Here is a 20,748-nt window from a genome sequence, read left to right on the forward strand (position 1 = left end):
GCGAGCAGGCTCGCTCCCACAGGTCTGATCAAGATTTACGACCGGATCACTGCCCGGCAATCTGCGCCTTGGTGTAGAAGCCGTCCTGTTCGAGCAAGTCGATGTTGTCCTTGGTCAACGGCGTTGGCGTGAGCAGGATGGTGTCGACCTTTTTGCTGCCGTTGTCGTACTGCGAGGTGTAGGCCGGTTTTTCGTTGCGTGCCAGTTGCACCGAGAGCTTCGCCGCTTCGGACGCAATGAGTTTCAGCGGTTTGTACACGGTCATGGTTTGCGTGCCGGCGATTACGCGTTTGACCGCTGCGAGGTCAGCGTCCTGACCGGAAATCGGCACCTTGCCGGCCAGTTGCTGCGCGGCCAATGCCTGGATGGCGCCGCCAGCGGTGGCGTCGTTGGAGGCGACGATGCCGTCGATTTTATTGTTGTTACGGGTCAGGGCGTTTTCGACGATGCTCAGCGCTTCGGTCGGGTTCCATTCCTTGACCCACTGCTGGCCGACGATCTTGATATCGCCCTTGTCGATGGCGGGTTGCAGCACCTTCATCTGGCCTTCACGGAGGATCTTGGCGTTGTTGTCGGTGGGCGCGCCACCCAGCAAGAAGTAATTGCCCTTGGGCGCCGCTTTCAGCACGCCGCCGGCCTGCATCTCACCGACCTTTTCGTTATCGAAGGAGATATAGGCGTCGACATCGGCGTTGAGAATCAGCCGGTCGTAAGACACCACTTTGATCCCGGCTTTCTTCGCCTCGGCCACGGCGTTGGTCAGCACTGTCGCGTTGAACGGCACGATGACGATCACATCGACGCCGCGAGAGATAAGGTTTTCGATCTGCGAAATCTGCTTCTGCTCGTTGGCGTCCGCCGATTGCACGAAGACTTTGGCGTCCATTTTTTCCGCCGCCGCGACGAAGTAATCGCGATCGCGCGACCAGCGTTCCAGACGCAGATCGTCAATGGAGAAACCGATTTTCGGGTGGGTGGCGTCGGCCATTACCGGCAGGGCCAACAACGCCAGGGCACTGGCCAACAGCGTACGTTTCAAGTTCTTCATGGTGGTGCGTCCTTTTATTTTTGTTGGAAAGACACGGCCTGACGATGAATCGGGCTGGGTAGAACTGTAGAGAATCTGCCGACGCAGCAGGTACAGAATTGTCGTGCAATTGTCACAGCGTCGTTGCGTCGGCAGCCTCCCTTGGCGATCAGCGATACAGGTAACGGTTGACGATGTTTTCGAGCATTTCCTGGCGGCCGCTGACGGCTTGCGGGTTCAGCTCGTTGGTGAACGCGTGCTCGGCCAGAGACTCAAGATTGAAGTCGCCCGCCATCACCGCTTGCCCGAACGGCTGACGCCAGCCGGCGTAGCGTTGATCCTTGAGCACTTGCAATTGATCGTTCTCAACCATCGCAGCGGCGCGTTCCAGCGACAGGGCGAGGACGTCCATGGCGCCAACATGACCGTGGAACAGGTCGATCTCGTCGAGGCTCTGCCGGCGCACCTTGGAGTCGAAGTTGAAACCGCCATTCTTGAAACCGCCGGCCTTGAGGATTTCATAGGTCGCCAAGGTCATTTCTTCGACGCTGTTGGGGAACTGGTCGGTGTCCCAGCCGTTCTGCGGATCGCCACGGTTGGCGTCGATGCTGCCGAAAATCCCCAGCGAGGCAGCCGTGGCAATTTCGTGATGAAAGCTGTGGCCGGCCAGGGTCGCGTGGTTGGCCTCGATGTTGACCTTGATTTCCTTCTCCAGACCGTACTGCTGGAGGAAGCCGAACACCGTGGCGCTGTCGTAATCGTATTGGTGCTTGGTCGGCTCCTGCGGCTTGGGTTCGATCAGCAGGTCGCCGGTGAAACCGATCTTGTGCTTGTGCTCGACCACCATGCGCATGAAGCGCCCGAGTTGTTCGCGCTCACGTTTCAGATCGGTGTTGAGCAGGGTTTCGTAGCCTTCGCGACCGCCCCATAGCACGTAGTTGGAACCCTTGAGCCGATGGGTGGCGTTCATTGCGCTGAACACTTGCGCGGCGGCGCAGGCGAACACTTCCGGATCGGGATTGCTCGCCGCACCGGCGGCAAAACGCGGATTGCTGAAGCAGTTGGCGGTGCCCCAGAGCAACTTGATGCCGCTTTGTTCCTGATGCTGTTCGAGGCGGTCGACCATTTGCGCGAAGTGTTCGCGGTACTCCTTCAGCGAATTGCCTTCGGGGGCGACGTCCGTGTCGTGAAAGCAGTAGTAATCGATGCCCAGTTTGCTGAAGAACTCGAATGCGGCTTGAGCCTTGCCGATGGCCAGTTCCATCGGTTCGCCACTGCGTTGCCAGGGGCGTTTGAAGGTGCCGGCACCGAACACATCGGAGCCCGGCCAGACAAAGGTGTGCCAGTAGCAGGCGGCCATGCGCAGGTGTTCGCGCATGGGTTTGCCGAGGATCAGTTTGTCGGCATCGTAGTGACGAAAAGCGAGGGGCGAATCACTGTTCGGGCCTTCGTAGCGAACCGGCTCGATATTGGGGAAATACTGCATGGACCTTGTCCTTGTTGTTCTTGGCGGTGTCTCGATACTAGCAACGCCCCCGTGCCCGCTGATTATGAAAAGCCTCAACCGTGAGTGCGATTTTGCGTATTGAGCTTCAGCGCGCGCAGGCCTAGTCTGTGTCCATCGTCGCCGTGACATGGCGCCCGGAACAAAAACAATTTGAGGCCGCTTTCGCGAGCAGGCTCGCTCCCACATTTGATTCGTGTCGTTCACAAAACCGTGTGGGAGCCAGCCTGCTCGCGAATGGCTTGACGCAAAATCCGGATACTGAATGAAAAGCCTACCGCCCGTGCACCGCATCGCCCTGTTGTTCAACGGCAGCAAGATCTACGACCGTGGAATCATCAGCGGCATCGGCAACTACCTGAGCAGCACCCGCGCTTCCTGGGACCTGTTTCTGGAAGAGGACTTTCTCTGCCGCTTGAAAGGCATCGAGCGCTGGCAGGGTGACGGCATCATTGCCGACTTCGACGATCCGCTGATTGGCGAGGCGCTGGCCGACATTCATTTGCCGGTGGTGGCGGTCGGCGGTTCTTACGAGGATGCGCGCGCCTATCCGAAAGCGATCCCCTACGTTGCCACTGATAACAACGCACTGATCACTCTGGCTTATTCGCATCTGGTCGAGGCGGGGTTGCAGCGCTTCGCCTGTTTTAGTCTGCCGGAGGCGCAGGCCAATCGCTGGGCGCAGGAGCGGGAGAAAGCCTTTCGCAAACTGATGCAGCGCGACGGCCTGCATGCCGAGATCTATCGCGGCATGGGCACCAGCGCGCCGCTGTGGGACAGTGCCGTCGAGCAACTGATAGCCTGGCTGCACAGCCTGCCCAAACCGATCGGCATCATCGCCGTTAGCGACGCCCGCGCTCGGCAGTTGCTGCAAGCCTGCCTGACCGCCGGCATTGCCGTGCCGGAGCAGGTCGCGCTGATCGGCATCGACAACGACCCGCTGACCCGCAGCCTGACGCGTGTACCGCTGAGTTCGGTGATTCAGGGCACCGAAACCATGGGCCGCACCGCTGCGCAATTGCTGCACCAGATGCTCCACGGCATGCCGTCCACCGGCACGCAAATCCTGATTCCGCCTGATGCGGTCAATGTGCAGGTGTCGAGCCTGCACCAACCGCTGGGCAATCCCTACGTCATGCAAGCGCTGCTGTTCATCCGCCAATATGCCTGTCAGGGCATCAAGACCGCGCAAGTGGCGGCGTATGTCGGCGTGTCGCGCTCATCGCTGGAAGCGCATTTCCGCGCCGAGCGCGGTTGCAGCGTGCATGACGAGATTCTGCGTTTCAAACTGGCGGCGGCTACCAGCGGTTTGAAGAACACCGATGCTGCGATTGCCGACATTGCCCAGGCCTGCGGCTTCAAATCGGCGCAGTACCTGCACACGGTGTTCCGTCGCGAGTTCGGCTGCACGCCCCGCGAGTATCAGCAGGGCGGGGCGTAGCGCTGCGAAGACTTACGCCAGCGCAGCGGCACTGGCTCTGGAGCGCCAGGCGAACGTCAGCACCATCAGCAACCCCAGACCAGCCATCGCCGCGCCGGCCAGGGAAATCGCCGGATAACCCAGCCCGGCATTGATCACCGCGCCACCCAGCGCCGCGCCGATCGCGTTGCCGAAATTGAAGGCACCGATGTTCACCGCCGAAGCCAGATTCGGCGCGTCCTTGGCCGCTTCCATCACGCGCATTTGCAGCGGTGGCACCAGGGCGAAACTGGCGATACCCCAGATCAGAATGGCCACGGCGGCCGGCAGCGGCCAGCGCATCAGCACCGTGAACGCCAGCAACACCACAATCAATGCGCTCAGCGACACGATCAGGGTGCGGTCGATCGAACGGTCGGCAGCCTTGCCACCCCACATGTTGCCCAGCGTCAAACCGATTCCGAACAACACCAGCATGGCGGTGATGAACGCGGCGGAGGCATGGGTCTCGCTGCTGAGGATCGGCGCGATGTAGGTGAATACGGTGAACATCGCACTTGAGCCGACCACGGTCAGGGCCAGCGCGGCCAACACCGGACCGCGGCCCAATACCCGTATTTCTGCCAGCGCACCCGCGCCTTGCTCTGCTTTCAGATTGGGCAGGGCGAACCACAAGGCGATCATGGTCAGCACACCGAGGCCGGTAATGCCCCAGAACGCCGTGCGCCAGCCGAACAGCTCACCGAACCAGGCTGCCAGCGGCACACCGCCAATGGTCGCCAGGGTCAGGCCCATGAACATCGCCGCGACTGCGCCGGCGCGTTTTTCCGGCGCGACCACGCTGGCGGCGACCACAGAGCCCACTCCGAAGAATGCGCCGTGATTGAGCGAGGTGATCACTCGGGCGACCATCAGGCTGGAGTAATCGGTGGCCAGCGCCGACATCAGGTTACCCAGGGTGAAAATCGCCATCAGCCCGATCAGCAGATAGCGCCGGGGGATCTTGCCAGTGGTCAGGGTCATCAGCGGCGCGCCGAGCAGCACGCCCAAGGCGTAGGCACTGACCAGCAACCCCGCAGCGGGAATGGAAACGCCGAGATCGGCGGCGATGCCGGGCAACATGCCCATCGGCGCGAACTCGGTGACGCCGATGCCAAAGGCGCCGACAGCGAGTGCAACAAGTGGTGGATTGATACGCATGGAAAGTCTCCTCATCTATGCCGCCAATGCTACGATCCATGGTTTCCAGGCGGTAGATGGCGATTTTGGCAATCACCTTTGCGCAAGAGGCACGAATGGACTTCAACGGCAGGTCAGGGGAAATGAGCGTGTTCGTCACCGTGGCGCAGGAGGGCAGTCTCTCAGCTGCTGCGCGTGCGCTGGGACTGACGCCTTCGGCGGTCAGTCGGATCATCGCCCGCGCGGAACAACGACTTGGTACCCGCTTGCTGCTGCGCACCACCCGCGCACTCACTTTTACCGCCGAGGGCGAGGCCTTCCTGCGCGGTGCCCGGCGGATTCTCGCCGACATGGACGAAGTGGAAGGGGCCATCACCGATCAGGGCGTACCCAAGGGCCGCTTGCGTGTCAGTGCCGCCCTTGGCCATGGAAGGCTGACCATTGTGCCGCTGGTCGCAGCCTTCACCGCCCGTTACCCGAACATCGTCGTCGACCTCAGCCTTGGCGACGAAGTCGTCGACATCCTCGCCGGCCAAGCTGACGTCGCCATACGCTTCGGCCATCTGCCCGACAGCCCGTTGACCGCCCGCCGGCTCGGCCACACCGGCCAGGTGGTCGTGGCATCGCCCGACTATCTGGAACGTCATGGCACGCCTCAGCAACCCGAAGACCTGCTCAAGCACAACTGCCTGCGCTTCAACTTCCGCCGCGCCGAAGCCAACTGGCCGTTCATCCGCGACGGCAAGGAGTTCTCGCTGAAAGTCAGCGGCAACATCGAATGCAGCAGCGGCGAAGCACTGGCCCAGTTCGCCAGACTCGGCGCAGGCGTTGCGCGGATTGGCGAGTTCACCGTCAGGGAAGACTTGCAGCGCGGCACGCTGATCCCGCTGCTGCAAGTGTTTAACCCGGGCGATGAGGAACCGATTCATGCGGTGTTCGTCGGCGGCGCGGCGATGCCGGTGCGGGTGCGCTTGTTTGTGGATTTTTTGCTGGAGCAGCATCGGATGTAGACGTGCTGTGCGGATTCTGCGGGTCGTCCATGACCCGCAGACTGGCGGCTAAATGGTCGGGATGGTGCCGCCGTCGATCACAAATTCACTCCCGGTGATCGACGCTGCTCGCGGCGATGCCAGGAACCCGATCAGCTCAGCCACTTCAACTGGCGTCGACGGGCGGCCGAGCGGGATACCGCCCAGGGCCTGCATGATGATGTCCTTGCCACCTTGATAGTCAGTGCCTGCCTCCTGCGCGAGTCGCTCGGCGAATGCCACCGACGCTTCGGTTTCAACCCAGCCCGGCGATACCCGCACGACGCGAACCCCCTTGGGTGACACTTCTTTCGACAGGCTTTTGCTGTAGGTTGACAGCGCAGCCTTGGCCGCCGCGTACGCCGTCGTTGATTCCGGCAGTGGCAGCCGACTCTGGATGGATGTGACATGGATCACCACGCCATTACGACGCTCGAGCATGCCCGGCAGCACGGCGCGATCAAGGCGCACCGCCGGCAGCAGATTCAGGTTGAGCTCGCGATGCCACTGTTCCTCGTCCAGCGCCGCAAAACCACCACCGGGGGCCGACGAGCCACCCAGGACATGGATCACTATGTCGACGCCGCCCAGTTGCTGTTCGACCGCAGCGATGAGTGCGTCACAACCTTCCCGTGTCGAAAGATCAGCCGCAACCAGCAGTGCGCCCGGCATTTGGACGTCCACTTGCCGAGCCGAGGTGATGACTTTCGCGCCCTCGGCTACGAACCAATCCACAACGGCTCTGCCGATTCCCTTGGTGCCGCCGGTGACGAGCACCCGCTTGCCAGTCAATCCTGAATTCAGCATGGCGAGATCTCCAGCGCGAGGAATTGATGGATTGCGTCGGAGATTTTTTTCTCGTCGGTGACCGTGAGATACGTTTGCACGACGTTGGAAAGTTGAAGGTTCATTGCCTGACTCCTGATTGATGGTCTGGAGTCATCTTGCTGCGCTGCAGATAGTTTGTTCAACTGGGACAAATCGTAATGACCAATCCCGGAAAACAGGACAATCCATGGCCCAGGATCGCTTAGCCCTTAATGAACTGGATGCCGTTATAGCGGTGGCACGCAGGGGGTCGTTCCGCCAGGCTGCCATTGATCTCGACGTTTCGACCACCGCGCTGAGCAACACCATTGCGCAACTCGAAGCGCGCCTCGAATCGCGCCTGTTCAACCGCACCACCCGCAGCGTCGCCATCACCGAAGCGGGCAGGGTGTTTCTCGAGCAAGTGGGGCCAGCCTTGCACGACTTGCGCGCCGCACTGGATGCAGTGCGATCGCAGAATGCCGGACCCTCGGGAACGCTGCGCATCAACGCATTCGCCAGCGCTGCTCGTTCGGCGCTGCTGCCACTGGTGATCGAGTTTTTGCAGCAGCATCCGAAAGTCCACATTGACCTTGTGACCGAAGGGCGCCTGGTGGATATCGTGGCTGACGGCTTCGATTTCGGCGTGCGCTCGGCAGGCCTGGTGCCCAACGATGTGATTGTGGTGCCAGTCGGGCCGCCGCAACGGTACGCGGTGGTCGGTTCGCCGGGGTATTTTGCACAACACGACAAACCGCGCTCGCCGTCCGATCTGCCCGGGCATCGATGCATCCGTGTGCGACTGCCGAACGGGGCGATTTTCCCTTGGTATTTCGAGCGCGACGGCGAAGTCATTCGTCTGGATGTGAACGGGCCGCTGACCCTGGATGAATCGAGCGTGGTCAAGGTGGCGGTGCAGGCGGATATGGGGCTGGGCTTTTTCATGGAGCAGGACGTTCGTGACGAAATCCGCAGCGGCGAGTTCGTGCAGGTACTCAAGGACTGGACCCCGCCCCGAGACAGGTTGTGCCTGTACTACCCGAACCGCCGCAATCCCTCTGCGGCCGCCAGGGCATTCATCGAACTTGCTCGCGCCATGCAGGCTGATCAGGCTTGACCCGGCGCAGGGCTCAGGCGATCAAGCCCAGTGTCAGCCCCTTCAGAGTGGCGGCTGCACGGGTCGAGCATTGCAATTTGCGAAAGATGCTTTCCATGTGCGTGCGTACCGTGCTCGGACTGATAGCCAACAGTTGCGCGACTTGCTTGTTGCTGGCGCCACGGCTGATCTCCAGAAGAATGCGGCACTCACGCGCTGTCAGCAGCGAAGGCTTGGGTTGCCGCAGGCGACGCTCGCCACTGGCGGCGGCAATGACCGCTTCGCAGACATCGTTGTCGAACAGACCACGGCCAGCATCCTGTTTGAGTAGCGTGGCTGCTGCGGCTTCGTCGTGGGCTGTTCGCCATGGCCGGGCTTGCCTCAACGCTACCCAGGCGACCGAGGTGGCGAACAGCCGATGTTCGGCATTCAGTGCATCACCGGCCACGCCGCGAAAATAGCCGCTGCCATCGAGCCGTTCATACGCGTGGGTGGCTATCTCGGCGGGCGCGGCCAGTTCAGGTACCGGTCGGAGCGCCTGTTGCGTCCAGTAAGGCACCAGGCGAATTCGCTCCGCCGCCCCATAGGGCAGCGGCCCTGGGCTATTCCATAGGTGATTGGAAACGGCTGCGCGGCCGAGACCGTAAATGAGTGCAGACTTGCCAATGTTTGCCAAAGCCGGCTCACCCAGCCCCCACAGGCGCGCAGCTTCCACGGCGACATGGGCGACCTGACGCGAATGCCCGGCCAGCCATGGCAGCTTCAAGTCAATGACGTCTCCGACCAAAGTCAGCGAGACACGACGCTGCTCAGGCGCGGGTTCAACTTTGGTGGAAAGCGTTTCCAGATCCGCCAGCCAGGCCTTGGCATTGGCCACCAGCAACGACACCAGCGACGCTGGATAGCGCCGATCCGACTGCTCGTTGATCCAGCGCAACGCCGCGTCCAGACCGTGAGCGCGAGTGAGAATATCCAGATCACCGGCCATGACCACCTGATAGGCCACCTCCGGAATATGTTCATGCGCCACGCCGAGCGGTCGGCCAGTGCCGTCGTAGGTTTCGAACACCCGACACAGGCCCGCTTCGACGGCGGTTCCGAGCTGGAGGGTTTTGGCGATTGCACCGGACACTTCACAGTGCACCACGGCCAGCGGGGTTGCCTGATGCACCGCGTTCATCTGCTCATTGCCCAGGGTCAGATCGAGCATCGCGCGGCGACCATCGACGTCGTCACCCAGCAGGTCGGCAAAGCCTTCGGCGTTGGCCGTGCACCCAGACCAGCGCAGCAAGGCAATCTGCTCTGCAACCTGCAGATGCTCACCGGCGCCGTGGCATGCCTGCGCGAGCATCCGCGCCAAAGCGGCAACGCGCCGCGAGTGACCGAGCGGTTGCCCCATGCTGAGGTCACCGACCTGGGCGATGGTTGCCAGTGCGCCGTCCAGTGAGATGTCCAGTTGCAAGCCACTATCCATGAAAAATGCCCCGGGGTCGGATAATTGACCGATGCCCACATCGCAGGCCGGCCAGCACACTCTGAACTCCCGAACAGGAGCTCATCCAATGAAAACAATCAAATCGAAATTCGCCACCGTCGCCTTTGCCCTGGCCAGTACCTTCATGGCCGGCGCAAGCCACGCGCAGGATACAACGCCTTCGGTGCTGATCGTACATGGCGCCTTCGCCGACGGTTCCGACTGGGCCAAAGTGGTGCCACTGCTGCAAGCCAAAGGCGTGGCCGTTACCGTTGTGCAAAATCCGCTCACCTCACTGGCCGACGACGTTGCCGCCACGCGCCGCGCGCTGAACAACCAGCAGGGCAAGGTGGTGCTGGTCGGTCACTCCTGGGGCGGCACGGTGATCACCGAAGCCGGCAACGACCAGAAAGTCAGCGCGCTGGTGTATGTCGCCGCCTTCGCGCCAGACGCCGGGCAAACCAGTGGCGAACAGGGTAAAGGCGCGCCGACGCCGCCGGGCATCAGTCAGATCAAGGCCGACGGTAACGGCTTCCTCTATCTGACCGCTGAAGGCATGGCCAAGGATTTCGCTCAGGATCTGCCGGCCGCGCAGACCGCCGTCATGACCGCCACACAGGGGCCGATCAAGGCCTCGGCTTTCGAAGATAAAACCACCGCTTCGGCCTGGAAAACCAAGCCGTCCTGGTACCTGCTCGCTACCGAAGACCGGATGATTCATCCCGACGTCCAGCGGTCTGCCGCCAAGCGCATCGGTGCGACCCTTGCAGAGGTGCACGCCAGCCATGTCCCGCAGCAGTCGCAGCCGGCGCAAGTCGCGGCGGTGATTCTCAAAGCCGTGCACGGCGTTGCTGAGCAGTGATCGCGGCATCGAAGGTGAGCGGGCGTATGAATCCTCGGAGCGATCACGACTATGACTTCATTGTCTGTGGTGCCGGCACGTCGGGCTGCGTGGTCGCTGCGCGGCTTGCCGATCAGTCAGGCGCACGGGTTCTGCTGATTGAAGCCGGCGAAGGTTACTCAGGCCCCGAGGTGACCGAACCGGCGCAATGGCCGCTGAACCTCGGCTCCGCGCGCGACTGGGCATTCGAGGGGCAATCCGATCCACGCCTCAACGGTCGACGGCTCCCGCTGAGCATGGGCAAGGGGCTCGGTGGAGGTTCGAGCATCAACGTGATGGTCTGGTCGCGCGGCCATCGCGCCGATTGGGAGCATTTTGCTGCCGAGTCTGGCGACCCGGCCTGGGGCTACGCATCGGTTCTCGATTACTACCGCAGGATCGAAAACTGGCAAGGCAGCCCGGACGCCACTCGGCGTGGTTCAGGTGGGCCGGTACATGTCGAACAGCCGGCCACGCCTCAACCCCTTGCGTGGGCAACGCTGGAGGCGGCCAGCGATCTGGGCATCCCCCGATTCGACAGTCCCAATGGCGAGATGATGGAAGGCCCGGGCGGGGTCGCCATCACCGACTTGCGCATCAAACACGGCAAGCGTGAATCGGTTTATGACGCCTACATCCAGCCACGCTTGCAATGTCCAAATCTGACGGTGCTGACCGGAGCCTTAGTGACCCGCGTGTTGCTGGTCGGCACCCGGGCCGTCGGTGTCGAAGTGTTGATCGCCGGCGAGCGGCGCTGCTTTCATGCCGCAGCAGAAGTCATCCTGTCCATGGGCGCGGTGCAATCACCGAAAGTGCTCATGCAGTCGGGCATCGGCCCGGCGGATGAACTGCGAAAACACGGCATCGCACCGGTCGTTCATCTACCCGGTGTGGGCGAGAATTTGCAGGATCATCTGGCGTTCGCTTGCACGTGGGAGTATCGACAACCCCAGGCCGTCGCTGGCAGCGGATGCGAAACCACCTTGTACTGGAAAAGCGACAGCCGCCTGGAAGCCCCGGACCTGTTGCAGTGCCAGTTGGCATTCGCGGTACCGTCTCCGCCTGAGGTCGCCATCGAGCCGCCGGAGCATGGCTGGACCATGTTCGCCGGGCTGGCCAGACCGGCCAGTCGTGGGCGCTTGCGGTTGTCGGGTGCTGGGCCGCTGGATGCACCGATCATTGAGCCGAACTCCCTGAGCGAGCCCGAGGACATGGCCGCAGCCCATGCGTCGATCGAACTGTGCCGCGCACTCGGCAACAGCCAGGCCTTCAATGCGCTGATCAAGCGCGAAGTCGTGCCCGGTCCCAGAGAGCGTCGCGCTATGGAACAGTTCATCCGCAATTCGGCCGTGACCTACTGGCACCTGTCGTGCACGGCAAAAATGGGCCGCGATGCGCTGTCGGTGGTTGACCACCAATTACGCGTGTACGGGATCGACGGGCTGCGCGTTGCAGATGCCTCGATCATGCCGCGCATTACCGTTGGCAACACGATGGCGCCGTGTGTCGTTATTGGTGAGCGGGCGGCGGATATGCTTCTGGCTGCGTATGGGGTGACGATGGCGAACACCATGCCTTGAAGGTAATGGCCGTGCGGGCGGGGCGGCAAATCCCGGCCTGCCGTCCAGGGTGGGACGATGAGTCGAGTCAGTCGATTCAATTCATCGGCACGGCGAACACGGCACTGGCGCGCGCAACCGTTCGCTCACCGACGTGCAGACTGACGCCAGCAAACGCCAATTGGCGGCCCTTTCTGGAGTGCTCAAGACGCACTTCGAGCCACTCGTTGATTTGCACCGCGCCGAGATAATCCAGGGTCATGCTCGCGGTGATCAACGGCTGCGGCGGATCGCTGGAAAAGGCCATGGCGTAACCCATGCCCACGTCCGCCAGTGTCGCCAATACACCGCCATGCAAAGTGCCACGGCCATTGGCGTGGCGGGAGTCGGTCAGTAAACCCAGTTCCAAGTGCAGCCCCTGACCCCTGGCGTAGATCGGGCCGAGCAGATCCAGCAAAGGACTGCTGCGGGTGAACGGAGTAAAACCTTCGGGAATGGCCGTGGTGTTCATGTTCCCATCCTGATGCAGGCGACTGACCTGCATGATTGGGCGAGGAAACGCAGGAGGGGGCAAGCACTATGCGAACGGGGAATTTGCTGCAATAAATGCGCGGAGCGTGGCACTGAAAATCAGTGCGACGACACAAACGGCGAAGCACTCGTCGGTGCCGGCAGCGCATAGGCTTGTTTCATCCACGCCACTTCCGCAAGCGGCGTGCGGCCGAACAGGCGTTTGAAGTCGCGGCTGAATTGCGAGGCGCTTTCGTAACCGACCAGAAACGCAGATTTTGCCGCGGTCAGGTCGTTACGCAGCATCAGCAATCGCGCCTGGTGCAAACGCGTCGACTTCAGATACTGCATCGGCGAGGAATCGGTAACCTTGCGAAAGTGCAGATGAAAATTGGGCACACTCATCTGCGCTTCTTCGGCCAGGGTTTCTACGTCGAGATGTTGGTGATAGCAACTGTGGATCTTGTGGATGGCGCGGGTCACTTTGCCGAACTGGCCTTGTTGGGCAATGGCGGCGCGCAGGGTGCCACCTTGTTCGCCGGTGAGGATTCGGTAGTAAAGCTCGCGCAGCATCGCCGGGCCGAGGATTTGCGCGTCGGCATCGTTGCTCATCACTTCAAGAAAGCGCAGGGTCGATTGGCGTAGCGGTTCGTCGAGAGGCGAGGCGTACATGCCCATCGGCTGCGCTGTGGGGAAATCCCACCGCTCATCCACTTGCTGAATCAGCTCGCCAGCCAGGGCGAAATCCAGACGTACGTACACCGCGAGCATTGGCTCGGCTTCGCTGGCGTCGGTTTCCATGGTGAAGGGTACCGGCACCGACACCACCAGATAGTGCTGAGCGTCGTAGACGTAGATTTCATCGCCGAGGTAACCGCGTTTACGCCCCTGACAGAGGATGACGATGCCCGGTTCATACAGCACCGGCGTGCGGGTCAGCGGTCGGTTGGAACGCAGGAAACGTACATCGTCCAGCGGGCTCAGGTTGTAGCCCTCCAGCGGGGCGAGCTGGCTCATTAACTGGACCATGCGCGCTGTGATTGGGTCTTTCGGTTTCGGCATGGGCTGTGGGTTTCCTTGTGAAAAGGCGCGTTTGAATCTGTCTGGCTGATTGGCGGGGTGTCAGACAGAGCCCTCACCCTAGCCCTCTCCCAGAGGGGAGAGGGGACTGACCGTGGTGTTTGATCGGGATCTGCCGACCTGAAATATCGCGCCGAATGCTGACCGCGCTGTTCTAGCGCAATAAGCCCTGCGGAAATCTTCGAGGCAGGCTCAGGAGTTGAATCCACCCGCGATCGGCTCCCTCTCCCAGAGGGAAAGGGGACTAACCGTGGTGTTTGATCGGGATCTGCCGACCTGAAATATCGCGCCGAATGCTGACCGCGCTGTTCTAGCGCAATAAGCCCTGCGGAAATCTTCGAGACAGGCTCAGGAGTGGAATCTACCCGCGATCGGTTCCCTCTCCCAGAGGGAGAGGGGACTGACCGTGGTGTTTGATCGGGATCTGCCGACCTGAAATATCGCGCCGAATGCTGACCGCGCTGTTCTAGCGTAATAAGCCCTGCGGAAATCTTCGAGGCAGGCTCAGGAGTGGAATCCACCCGCGATCGGCTCCCTCTCCCAGAGGTAGAGGGGACTGACCGTGGTGTTTGATCGGGATCTGCCGACCTGAAATATCGCGCCGAATGCTGACCGCGCTGTTCTAGCGTAATAAGCCCTGCGGAAATCTTCGAGGCAGGCTCAGGAGTTGAATCCACCCGCGATCGGCTCCCTCTCCCTCCGGGAGAGGGCTGGGGTGAGGGTGCTTTTGATCTTTCAGCCATCCGTCGAACGACTAAGCGCTGCCCATTGCTCAATACTCTCCGCCGTCTGCTGCAACTTGTCACGCACCAGCGCCAGCGCATCACTGCCCAATAGCAGGTGAGCCGGCGGATCTGGACTGTCGATGATGGTCAGCATGGCCCGTGCAGCTTTCAGCGGATCGCCCAGCTGCTGGCCGCTTTTCTCCTCCCGGGCCTTGCGCACCGGATCGAAGCTTGCGTCGTAGTCACTGATGCTACGCGGCGTGCGTTGCATCGAGCGGCCTGCCCAGTCGGTGCGAAATGACCCCGGCGCCACAGCGGTGACAAAAATATTGAAGGGCGCAAGCTCCTTGCTCAAGGTGTCGGAGATGCCCTCAAGCGCAAACTTGCTGCCGCAGTAATACGCGATCCCGGGCATGGTGATATGGCCCCCCATCGACGTGATATTAAGAACATGCCCCGCGCGGCGCTGGCGAAAATACGGGACGAACGCCTTGGCCACCGCCACCGCGCCGAACACGTTGACGTCGAACTGGCGGCGCATTTCCTGCAGCGACGACTCTTCAAAAATCCCCTCGTGGCCATAACCTGCGTTGTTGACCAGCACGTCCACCGGGCCGTGGCGATCCTCCACTGCCGCAACCACCCCATCGATGGCATCGAAATCGGTAACGTCCAGCACCACCCCATGAGCGCGTTCGGGCGACAGCGCTTCGAAGGCTGCCAGCGCTGATTCGCTGCGCACTGTGCCGATGATCTTATGGCCCTGGGCAAGTGCTTCCTTGGCCAGCGCTTGGCCAAAGCCGCTGCTGACACCGGTGATGAAAAGGGTCTTCATGGATCTGTACTCCAGCAGGCAATTGGAGAGGCCATGCTAGGGCGGATAACGCTGGCGGACGATGCCGAATCGGATCGGAGTATTGCCTGTTCCTATCAGTAGGGTTTTCGATCAGGTCTTGCCTCAAAAAACGGAAAAGCCCTGCAGGTTTCAAACCTGCAGGACTTTTCTTGTCTCAGCATCATGCGCTTAAGCTGCGCGACGACCTGGGGTCCGGTCTGATCCATCAGCGGCGAGCGCCTCGCCCAGTGGGGTGCGGTCTGAGCCGTCGGCAGCGATGGCCTGACCCTGCGGCGTACGTTCCGAGCCATCGGCAGCAACAGTCTGCTGTGGTTCGTTGACCTGGGTGAAGAAACGATCTTCCTGATTGCTCGGTACGGCGAATGCGCTGGCGCTGAGGGCGAAAGTGGCGACGGCGATCAGTTGGCTTACAGTTTTCATGGCGGTGACTCCGGTCAAGTTGAGATTGAGGTCCGGGTCGTTCAGATCCGTATCTGGTTAACCCGTTGCAGTGGTGTGTTCTGCATGGGTTCAGATTAGGGGGCAGGGCGGTGTCGGCGTTAGGCGGATACTGTTGGCGACTTGCCTGATTCTGCTCGCTGAAGATGATTTACAGGCTAGCGACCTTATGGCTTCACGGCGCCGCGAGCAATCAGGTTCCGCCAGTGAGATAGCTTTGCACTTGCTTGACTACATCCCGGGCGGTGCGGGTTACGCCGATCAATGTGGCAGAAGCGAGCCCCGTCCAGTCGCCATAACCCACCAGCCACAGTTCGGGCATCGCAACGCTTCGGCTTTCGTCCACAATCACTTTGCCATCCCGGCCTACAACGCCCAGGCTGTTCAGGTGGTCGAGCGCCGGAGCAAAACCCGTGCACCAGATGACAGCGTCCACCTTTGTCTCGATGCCCGATGACCACACAACCCCCGTCGAAGTAAAACGCGTGAACGGCCGTACTGCGTTCAGTACACCGCGTTCGCGAGCTTCCTTCACCGGCGGCACCATGACGATGTCGCCCAGCCCTCCAACGGGCTGTTGAGGCTCCACGCCATCCTGCTGCGCCTTCAGTCGAGCAGTAGCGCGTTCGAACAGGACTCGTCCATCCACCTCATCAGGTAAGAACGTTGGGGCCTGTTGCGTGACCCAGGTTGCCTGAGCCACTTTGGAGACCTCGGCGTAAATCTGGGCGCCGGAGTTGCCGCCACCGACGACAAGGACGTTTTTACCCGCAAACCCGTTCGGCCCGACGTAATGAGCGGAATGAAGCTGCCTGCCTGCAAACAACGCCTGGCCGGGATAGTCCGGTACGAACGGGCGGCTCCAGGTGCCTGTTGCACTGATAACCGCTTTGGCGTCCCAGTAATTGTCCTTTGAGATAACGCGCAACCCGCCTTCGATCTTCTCGACACCGGTCACCCGCGTGGAACGGATGATGGGGAAGTCATACCGGCGCTCGTACTGAGTCAGGTATTCGACAACATCGTCCCGCCCGGGCGTCCCCTCGGTTATGGCCGGCATCGGCCAGCCTGCAATCGAGCTCCATGCCGACGGCGAGAAGAGTCGCAGCGAATCCCAGCCATGCCGCCAGGCGCCTCCCGGTCCCGGCTCGGCATCGAGCAGCACGTAAGACAAGCCTGTGCGCTTCAAAAAATAGGCGACTGTCAGCGCGGATTGACCACCACCAATGACCACAACATCAAGTGTCGAATTCTGACTCACCAGCATCCTCCCGGCGCAAAGGCCTCAACGTGTGAAAGATCGTGGTGCGCTCATACCGTTTCCGCACACAGGTATCAAATTGAACGCTGGTTGACTCGTCTGGACAGCTCTTCGGCGGATTCCTTGCGCTCGGAATAACGGTCGACCAGGTAATCCTGACGATCGCGCAAGAGCAGCGTGAACTTCATCAATTCTTCCATCACGTCCACCAGGCGATCGTAGTAGGCGGAAGGCTTCATGCGACCGGCCTCATCGAACTCTGTGAAGGCCTTGGCCACGGAAGACTGGTTCGGGATGGTGAACATCCGCATCCAGCGGCCAAGTACCCGCAACTGATTGACCACGTTGAATGACTGCGAGCCGCCGCAGACCTGCATCACAGCGAGGGTTTTGCCTTGCGTAGGTCGTACAGCGCCCAGCGCCAGCGGAACCCAGTCGATCTGCGCTTTGAACACGGCACTCATGGAGCCGTGACGCTCAGGAGAGCACCACACCTGACCCTCGGACCATTGCATCAGCTCGCGCAGTTCCACGACTTTGGGATGCGTGTCGGGTGCGTCATCAGGCAGCGGCAGACCCGCAGGATCAAAAATCCCGGTTTCGGCGCCAAACTCATTCAGCAGGCGTGCCGCTTCTTGCGTGACCAGACGACTGAACGAGCGCTCTCGCGTCGATCCGTATAGCAGCAAAATGCGAGGTTTGTGGGGCGAAGGATTACGCGGAGACAGCTGCTCCAGCGTAGGAATGTCGATCAGGTCGGCGTGTACGTTTGGCAATGTCTCTTGCATATGAACTCCTGCGGCGGCACCCGGAGGGGGGCGCCTCGGTTGATCTTCAAAGCGAACCGATGCGGTTCAGTTCAGCTTGCAGTTGGTCAGGGCTCATGGTCTTGAGCGGCAGTGCGAGAAACGCACTCACGCGTTCCTGGATTTTGGCCAGTGTGGTTGCAAACGCTGCGGTGATCTCGGCTTCCGACCCGCTAGCCTCAGACGGGTCGGCCAGCCCCCAATGCGCCTTCAAGGCTGGGCCGAAAAAGATCGGGCATGCTTCTCCCGCAGCCCGATCACAGACGGTGATCACGATGTCCGGAGGCGAGCCCTCAAAAGCATCCGAAGCCTTGCTGCTCAAGCCCACTGTGGAAATACCCGCCGCCTCCAGCGTTTGCAGTGCCCGTTGATTCACCCGGCCACTGGGAAAGCTGCCTGAGCTGACAGCGTCTACGCCCTCGGGCGCCAAATGGTTGAAAAGCGCCTCGGACAGAATGCTGCGGCAGCTGTTGTGGGTGCACATGAACAAGATTTTCATCAGACGATTCCTTGATTCAGAAACTGAGGCGCAGTGCCAGGGTGGTTGATCCGGTGGGCATGAATCAGCTGCACATGGCCTGATTGATCGGTCGGTCGCTCATGCAGCACAGGCGCTTGGCCTCGGTTTCCAGCCATGGCTGATTGGCGTCTGCCACTGCCTTCAAAACTGCTGCCACCCACGCGGGCACATCAGGATTCAGCCGGTAGTACACCCATTGACCCTGGCGACGATCCAGCAGCAAACCGGCGGAGCGCAGCAGCGCCAAGTGGCGAGAAATCTTCGGCTGACTGAGGTCGAGCGCTGCCGTCAGCTCGCATACACACAACTCGCCTTCGCGCACGACAAGCAGGGAAATTTTGGCCCGGGTGTCATCGGCCAGACACTTGAACAAGGTGGTGGGGGTCATGGGTTCTGTCATACATCCTCCAGAAGCTTGTGTCTTGACCAAAACGAAGAGCCTGATGCGCTTGCGGATGTCGTGACGCGTAGGGTGAAAGGCGGCGGGATGATTGCCGAGCAATGGATACGGATAACCGAATATACGCATAGTCATATATCTGGTAAAGCGAATATAACAGGGGTTGAACCGTCGAGACTGATAGCGACGGACCGCGCGGATAGTGCCCGCGATTTGTCTGATTCCAACTGATTGAAAATAGCCATTGACTTAGAGCACGCTCAAACCTTTACGGTGATGACATGAATCCAGAACTGACAATTTCACAGTTGGCCAAGCGCCTTGATTTGAGCGCTCACACGATCCGCTATTACGAGCGCATCGGGCTGTTCGACCCGGTTGGGCGCGGTGGCAATGGCCACCGGGTGTACGCCGAGAAGGATGTGCTGTGGGCCGAGTTTCTGCTCCGGTTGAAGGCGACCGGAATGCCGATCCAGCAAATGCTGCGGTATGCCGAACTGCGCCGATCAGGCGACTCGACCCTGGCAGAACGCCGCGAGCTTCTCGAGCAGCATCGCCGGGACGTGCAAGCGCAGATCAGCCAGTTGAGCCAGTCCCTGGAGGTTCTGGATAACAAGATTCAGATCTATCACCAACTCGAGCAAAAGGAGCATCACCATGATCCGTAAACTTCCCGGTTTCAACCGCTTGCTGTCCGCCACATTGATTGGCGCAAGCGTGACCAGTGTGGCAGCGCCCGTGGACATGACTGATCGTCGAGCGCGCGGAGAAGCCGCTCTGACGCAGATTACTGGCGGACCTGGTCAGGCAGTGGTTGATTCATTGAAGGATACTGCTCCAGAGCTTGCGGACTGGATTCTGAGTTTTGCCTACGGCGATGTCTTCGCCCGCCCCGGGCTCGATCACTGCACTCGTGAGCTGGCAACCGTTGCGGCACTGACCGCACTGGGCAATGCACAGCCACAACTGAAAGTGCATATCGGCGGCGCCCTGAACGTCGGGTGCACACCGGAGGCGGTGGTCGATGTGATCTTGCAAATGACCGTATACGCAGGATTTCCCAGCGCCTTGAACGGTATAACGGCTGCGCGTGAAGTCTTTGCTGCTCGCGGGATCAGTGTTAAATCCTAGGTGCGCACGCTGCAGAAACTGCGGGATAAGCCAGATTCAACCTACCACCCACCCCCCATGCAACTGCACAAACCGCACCTGCAGCCATTCGATAAACACCTGCACCTGCGCCGGCAAATGCGTGCGGCTCGGGTACAAAAGCGTCACTGGCCGAGGCAGCGGGCGCAGCGGTTGCAGAATTTCCACCAGAGCACCGTTAGCCAGATGCTCTGCCACCGCGATACCCGGTGCCTGAATAATGCCGAAGCCCGACACGCCACACTGCACGTAGGCGTTCGACTCGGTGACGGTAATACCTTGGCGGCTGACGTAGGATTTCTGTTTGCCCTCAGCTGAAAACTGCCAGGGCAAGGTGCGGTTGTTCTGGCCCGAGAGAAAGTTCACGCCTTGATGGTTCGCCAGATCTCCAAGCGTTTCCGGTGTGCCGTGCTCGCGCAGGTATTCGGGCGCGGCGCAGGTGACCATGGTCGCCAAGGCGATAGGGCGGGCGATCAGGGTTGAGTCGGGCAGCTCGCCGATGCGCAGCGCGCAGTCGATGCCTTCGCCGACCAGATCAACCGCACGATCGGTGACGCCCAGCACCATATCGATGCCGGGGTAGGTGTCGGTGAATTCGCGCAGGCTTTTGATGAATTCCAGCTGCGCGAACGCCGTGGGAATGTCGATGCGCAGGCGGCCGGACAGCGTGGCTCCGGTGCGATCGAACATTGTGGTGGCGGCGGTGATCTCGGCCAGAATTTCCTGGACCCGCTGATAGAAAAGTTCACCCTCGGCGGTGAGTGCGACTTTCCTCGTAGTGCGCTGGAAGAGGCGCACGCCCAGCGATGTTTCCAGTTCCTGAATATAGCGAGTGACCTGCGGCCGGCCGATGTCCAGCGACTCAGCGGCTTTGGTGAAACTGCCCAGCTCCGCCAGTCGGGCGAACAGGCGCATCGATTGCAGTAATTCCATGACTTTTCCGGTGAGCTTCAGTATCTGGATTTGTTGCCTGAGAATAGAACAATCATGTCTGTTTCCAAGCATTTATTGCGCTGATGTAAAAGCCAA

21 protein-coding genes are annotated in these 20,748 nt (G+C 60.8%); 7 read left to right on the top strand and 14 right to left on the bottom strand.

Annotation, left to right across the window (positions count from 1 at the left end; all coding sequences use genetic code 11):
- Positions 1-46 precede the first annotated feature (46 nt).
- Positions 47-1,048, bottom strand: coding sequence for a D-xylose ABC transporter substrate-binding protein (gene xylF, locus AB4O12_RS05835; protein ID WP_016774327.1), 1,002 nt, complete (start codon positions 1,046-1,048; stop codon positions 47-49).
- A 148-nt stretch (positions 1,049-1,196) separates the two neighbouring features.
- Positions 1,197-2,513 carry a xylose isomerase gene (gene xylA / locus AB4O12_RS05840; RefSeq protein ID WP_110599155.1) on the bottom strand — a complete coding sequence of 439 codons (1,317 nt, stop codon included), beginning with the start codon at positions 2,511-2,513 and terminating at the stop codon, positions 1,197-1,199.
- A gap of 283 nt (positions 2,514-2,796) precedes the next feature.
- Between xylA and AB4O12_RS05845 the strand changes: the two genes are divergently transcribed.
- A complete protein-coding gene (locus tag AB4O12_RS05845) occupies positions 2,797-3,972 on the top strand; it encodes a XylR family transcriptional regulator (protein ID WP_016774329.1) in 1,176 nt (391 codons plus the stop codon).
- A gap of 12 nt (positions 3,973-3,984) precedes the next feature.
- Here the strand turns inward: AB4O12_RS05845 and AB4O12_RS05850 are convergent, their stop codons facing one another.
- Positions 3,985-5,151 carry an MFS transporter gene (locus AB4O12_RS05850; protein WP_041480537.1) on the bottom strand — a complete coding sequence of 389 codons (1,167 nt, stop codon included), beginning with the start codon at positions 5,149-5,151 and terminating at the stop codon, positions 3,985-3,987.
- Between the two features lie 95 nt (positions 5,152-5,246).
- Here AB4O12_RS05850 and AB4O12_RS05855 point away from each other — a divergent pair, with 95 nt between their 5' ends.
- The gene (locus tag AB4O12_RS05855) at positions 5,247-6,140 is read left to right on the top strand and encodes a LysR family transcriptional regulator (RefSeq protein WP_252885809.1); all 894 of its coding nucleotides are present in this window, start codon (positions 5,247-5,249) and stop codon (positions 6,138-6,140) included.
- Positions 6,141-6,188: 48 nt separating this feature from the next.
- Here AB4O12_RS05855 and AB4O12_RS05860 read toward each other — a convergent pair whose 3' ends face one another.
- A complete protein-coding gene (locus AB4O12_RS05860) occupies positions 6,189-6,965 on the bottom strand; it encodes an SDR family oxidoreductase (RefSeq protein ID WP_460060752.1) in 777 nt (258 codons plus the stop codon).
- A 208-nt stretch (positions 6,966-7,173) separates the two neighbouring features.
- On the opposite strand from AB4O12_RS05860, the gene AB4O12_RS05865 reads away from it, so the two are divergent.
- Positions 7,174-8,082: a LysR family transcriptional regulator gene (locus tag AB4O12_RS05865; protein WP_460060754.1), complete on the top strand. Its 909-nt coding sequence runs from the start codon at positions 7,174-7,176 to the stop codon at positions 8,080-8,082.
- A gap of 13 nt (positions 8,083-8,095) precedes the next feature.
- On the opposite strand, the gene AB4O12_RS05870 is transcribed toward AB4O12_RS05865, so the two are convergent.
- Positions 8,096-9,535, bottom strand: coding sequence for an HD domain-containing phosphohydrolase (locus tag AB4O12_RS05870; protein ID WP_460060757.1), 1,440 nt, complete (start codon positions 9,533-9,535; stop codon positions 8,096-8,098).
- An 88-nt stretch (positions 9,536-9,623) separates the two neighbouring features.
- On the opposite strand from AB4O12_RS05870, the gene AB4O12_RS05875 reads away from it, so the two are divergent.
- The gene (locus AB4O12_RS05875; protein ID WP_460060760.1) at positions 9,624-10,397 is read left to right on the top strand and encodes an alpha/beta fold hydrolase; all 774 of its coding nucleotides are present in this window, start codon (positions 9,624-9,626) and stop codon (positions 10,395-10,397) included.
- Positions 10,398-10,423: 26 nt separating this feature from the next.
- Entirely contained in the window at positions 10,424-11,995 is a 1,572-nt protein-coding gene (locus tag AB4O12_RS05880; RefSeq protein WP_460060762.1) for a GMC family oxidoreductase, read from the top strand.
- A gap of 76 nt (positions 11,996-12,071) precedes the next feature.
- Here AB4O12_RS05880 and AB4O12_RS05885 read toward each other — a convergent pair whose 3' ends face one another.
- The 8 genes from AB4O12_RS05885 to AB4O12_RS05920 form a co-directional block, all read right to left on the bottom strand.
- The gene (locus tag AB4O12_RS05885) at positions 12,072-12,485 is read right to left on the bottom strand and encodes a PaaI family thioesterase (RefSeq protein WP_056784917.1); all 414 of its coding nucleotides are present in this window, start codon (positions 12,483-12,485) and stop codon (positions 12,072-12,074) included.
- 119 nt (positions 12,486-12,604) lie between these two features.
- Complete coding sequence (locus AB4O12_RS05890; RefSeq protein WP_460060765.1) at positions 12,605-13,546, bottom strand: AraC family transcriptional regulator; 942 nt, start codon at positions 13,544-13,546, stop codon at positions 12,605-12,607.
- A gap of 753 nt (positions 13,547-14,299) precedes the next feature.
- Positions 14,300-15,124, bottom strand: a complete 825-nt coding sequence (locus AB4O12_RS05895) for an oxidoreductase (protein ID WP_150635626.1) — start codon at positions 15,122-15,124, stop codon at positions 14,300-14,302.
- Positions 15,125-15,313: 189 nt separating this feature from the next.
- Positions 15,314-15,565 carry a hypothetical protein gene (locus AB4O12_RS05900; RefSeq protein WP_252887738.1) on the bottom strand — a complete coding sequence of 84 codons (252 nt, stop codon included), beginning with the start codon at positions 15,563-15,565 and terminating at the stop codon, positions 15,314-15,316.
- Positions 15,566-15,776: 211 nt separating this feature from the next.
- Positions 15,777-16,850, bottom strand: coding sequence for an ArsO family NAD(P)H-dependent flavin-containing monooxygenase (locus AB4O12_RS05905; RefSeq protein WP_252887739.1), 1,074 nt, complete (start codon positions 16,848-16,850; stop codon positions 15,777-15,779).
- Positions 16,851-16,918: 68 nt separating this feature from the next.
- Positions 16,919-17,632, bottom strand: coding sequence for an arsenical resistance protein ArsH (gene arsH, locus AB4O12_RS05910; RefSeq protein ID WP_460060769.1), 714 nt, complete (start codon positions 17,630-17,632; stop codon positions 16,919-16,921).
- A gap of 46 nt (positions 17,633-17,678) precedes the next feature.
- Positions 17,679-18,149: an arsenate reductase ArsC gene (locus AB4O12_RS05915; protein WP_095179654.1), complete on the bottom strand. Its 471-nt coding sequence runs from the start codon at positions 18,147-18,149 to the stop codon at positions 17,679-17,681.
- Positions 18,150-18,213: 64 nt separating this feature from the next.
- Positions 18,214-18,570, bottom strand: coding sequence for a metalloregulator ArsR/SmtB family transcription factor (locus AB4O12_RS05920; RefSeq protein ID WP_150742657.1), 357 nt, complete (start codon positions 18,568-18,570; stop codon positions 18,214-18,216).
- A gap of 281 nt (positions 18,571-18,851) precedes the next feature.
- Between AB4O12_RS05920 and AB4O12_RS05925 the strand changes: the two genes are divergently transcribed.
- On the top strand, positions 18,852-19,238 hold the full coding sequence (locus AB4O12_RS05925) for a MerR family transcriptional regulator (RefSeq protein WP_056784936.1): 387 nt from the start codon (positions 18,852-18,854) through the stop codon (positions 19,236-19,238).
- Between the two features lie 70 nt (positions 19,239-19,308).
- A complete protein-coding gene (locus AB4O12_RS05930) occupies positions 19,309-19,701 on the top strand; it encodes a carboxymuconolactone decarboxylase family protein (RefSeq protein ID WP_370593534.1) in 393 nt (130 codons plus the stop codon).
- 36 nt (positions 19,702-19,737) lie between these two features.
- Here the strand turns inward: AB4O12_RS05930 and AB4O12_RS05935 are convergent, their stop codons facing one another.
- Complete coding sequence (locus AB4O12_RS05935; protein WP_423661722.1) at positions 19,738-20,652, bottom strand: LysR family transcriptional regulator; 915 nt, start codon at positions 20,650-20,652, stop codon at positions 19,738-19,740.
- Positions 20,653-20,748 lie beyond the last annotated feature (96 nt).

It is taken from the genome of Pseudomonas sp. S2_A05 (genome assembly GCF_054668485.1).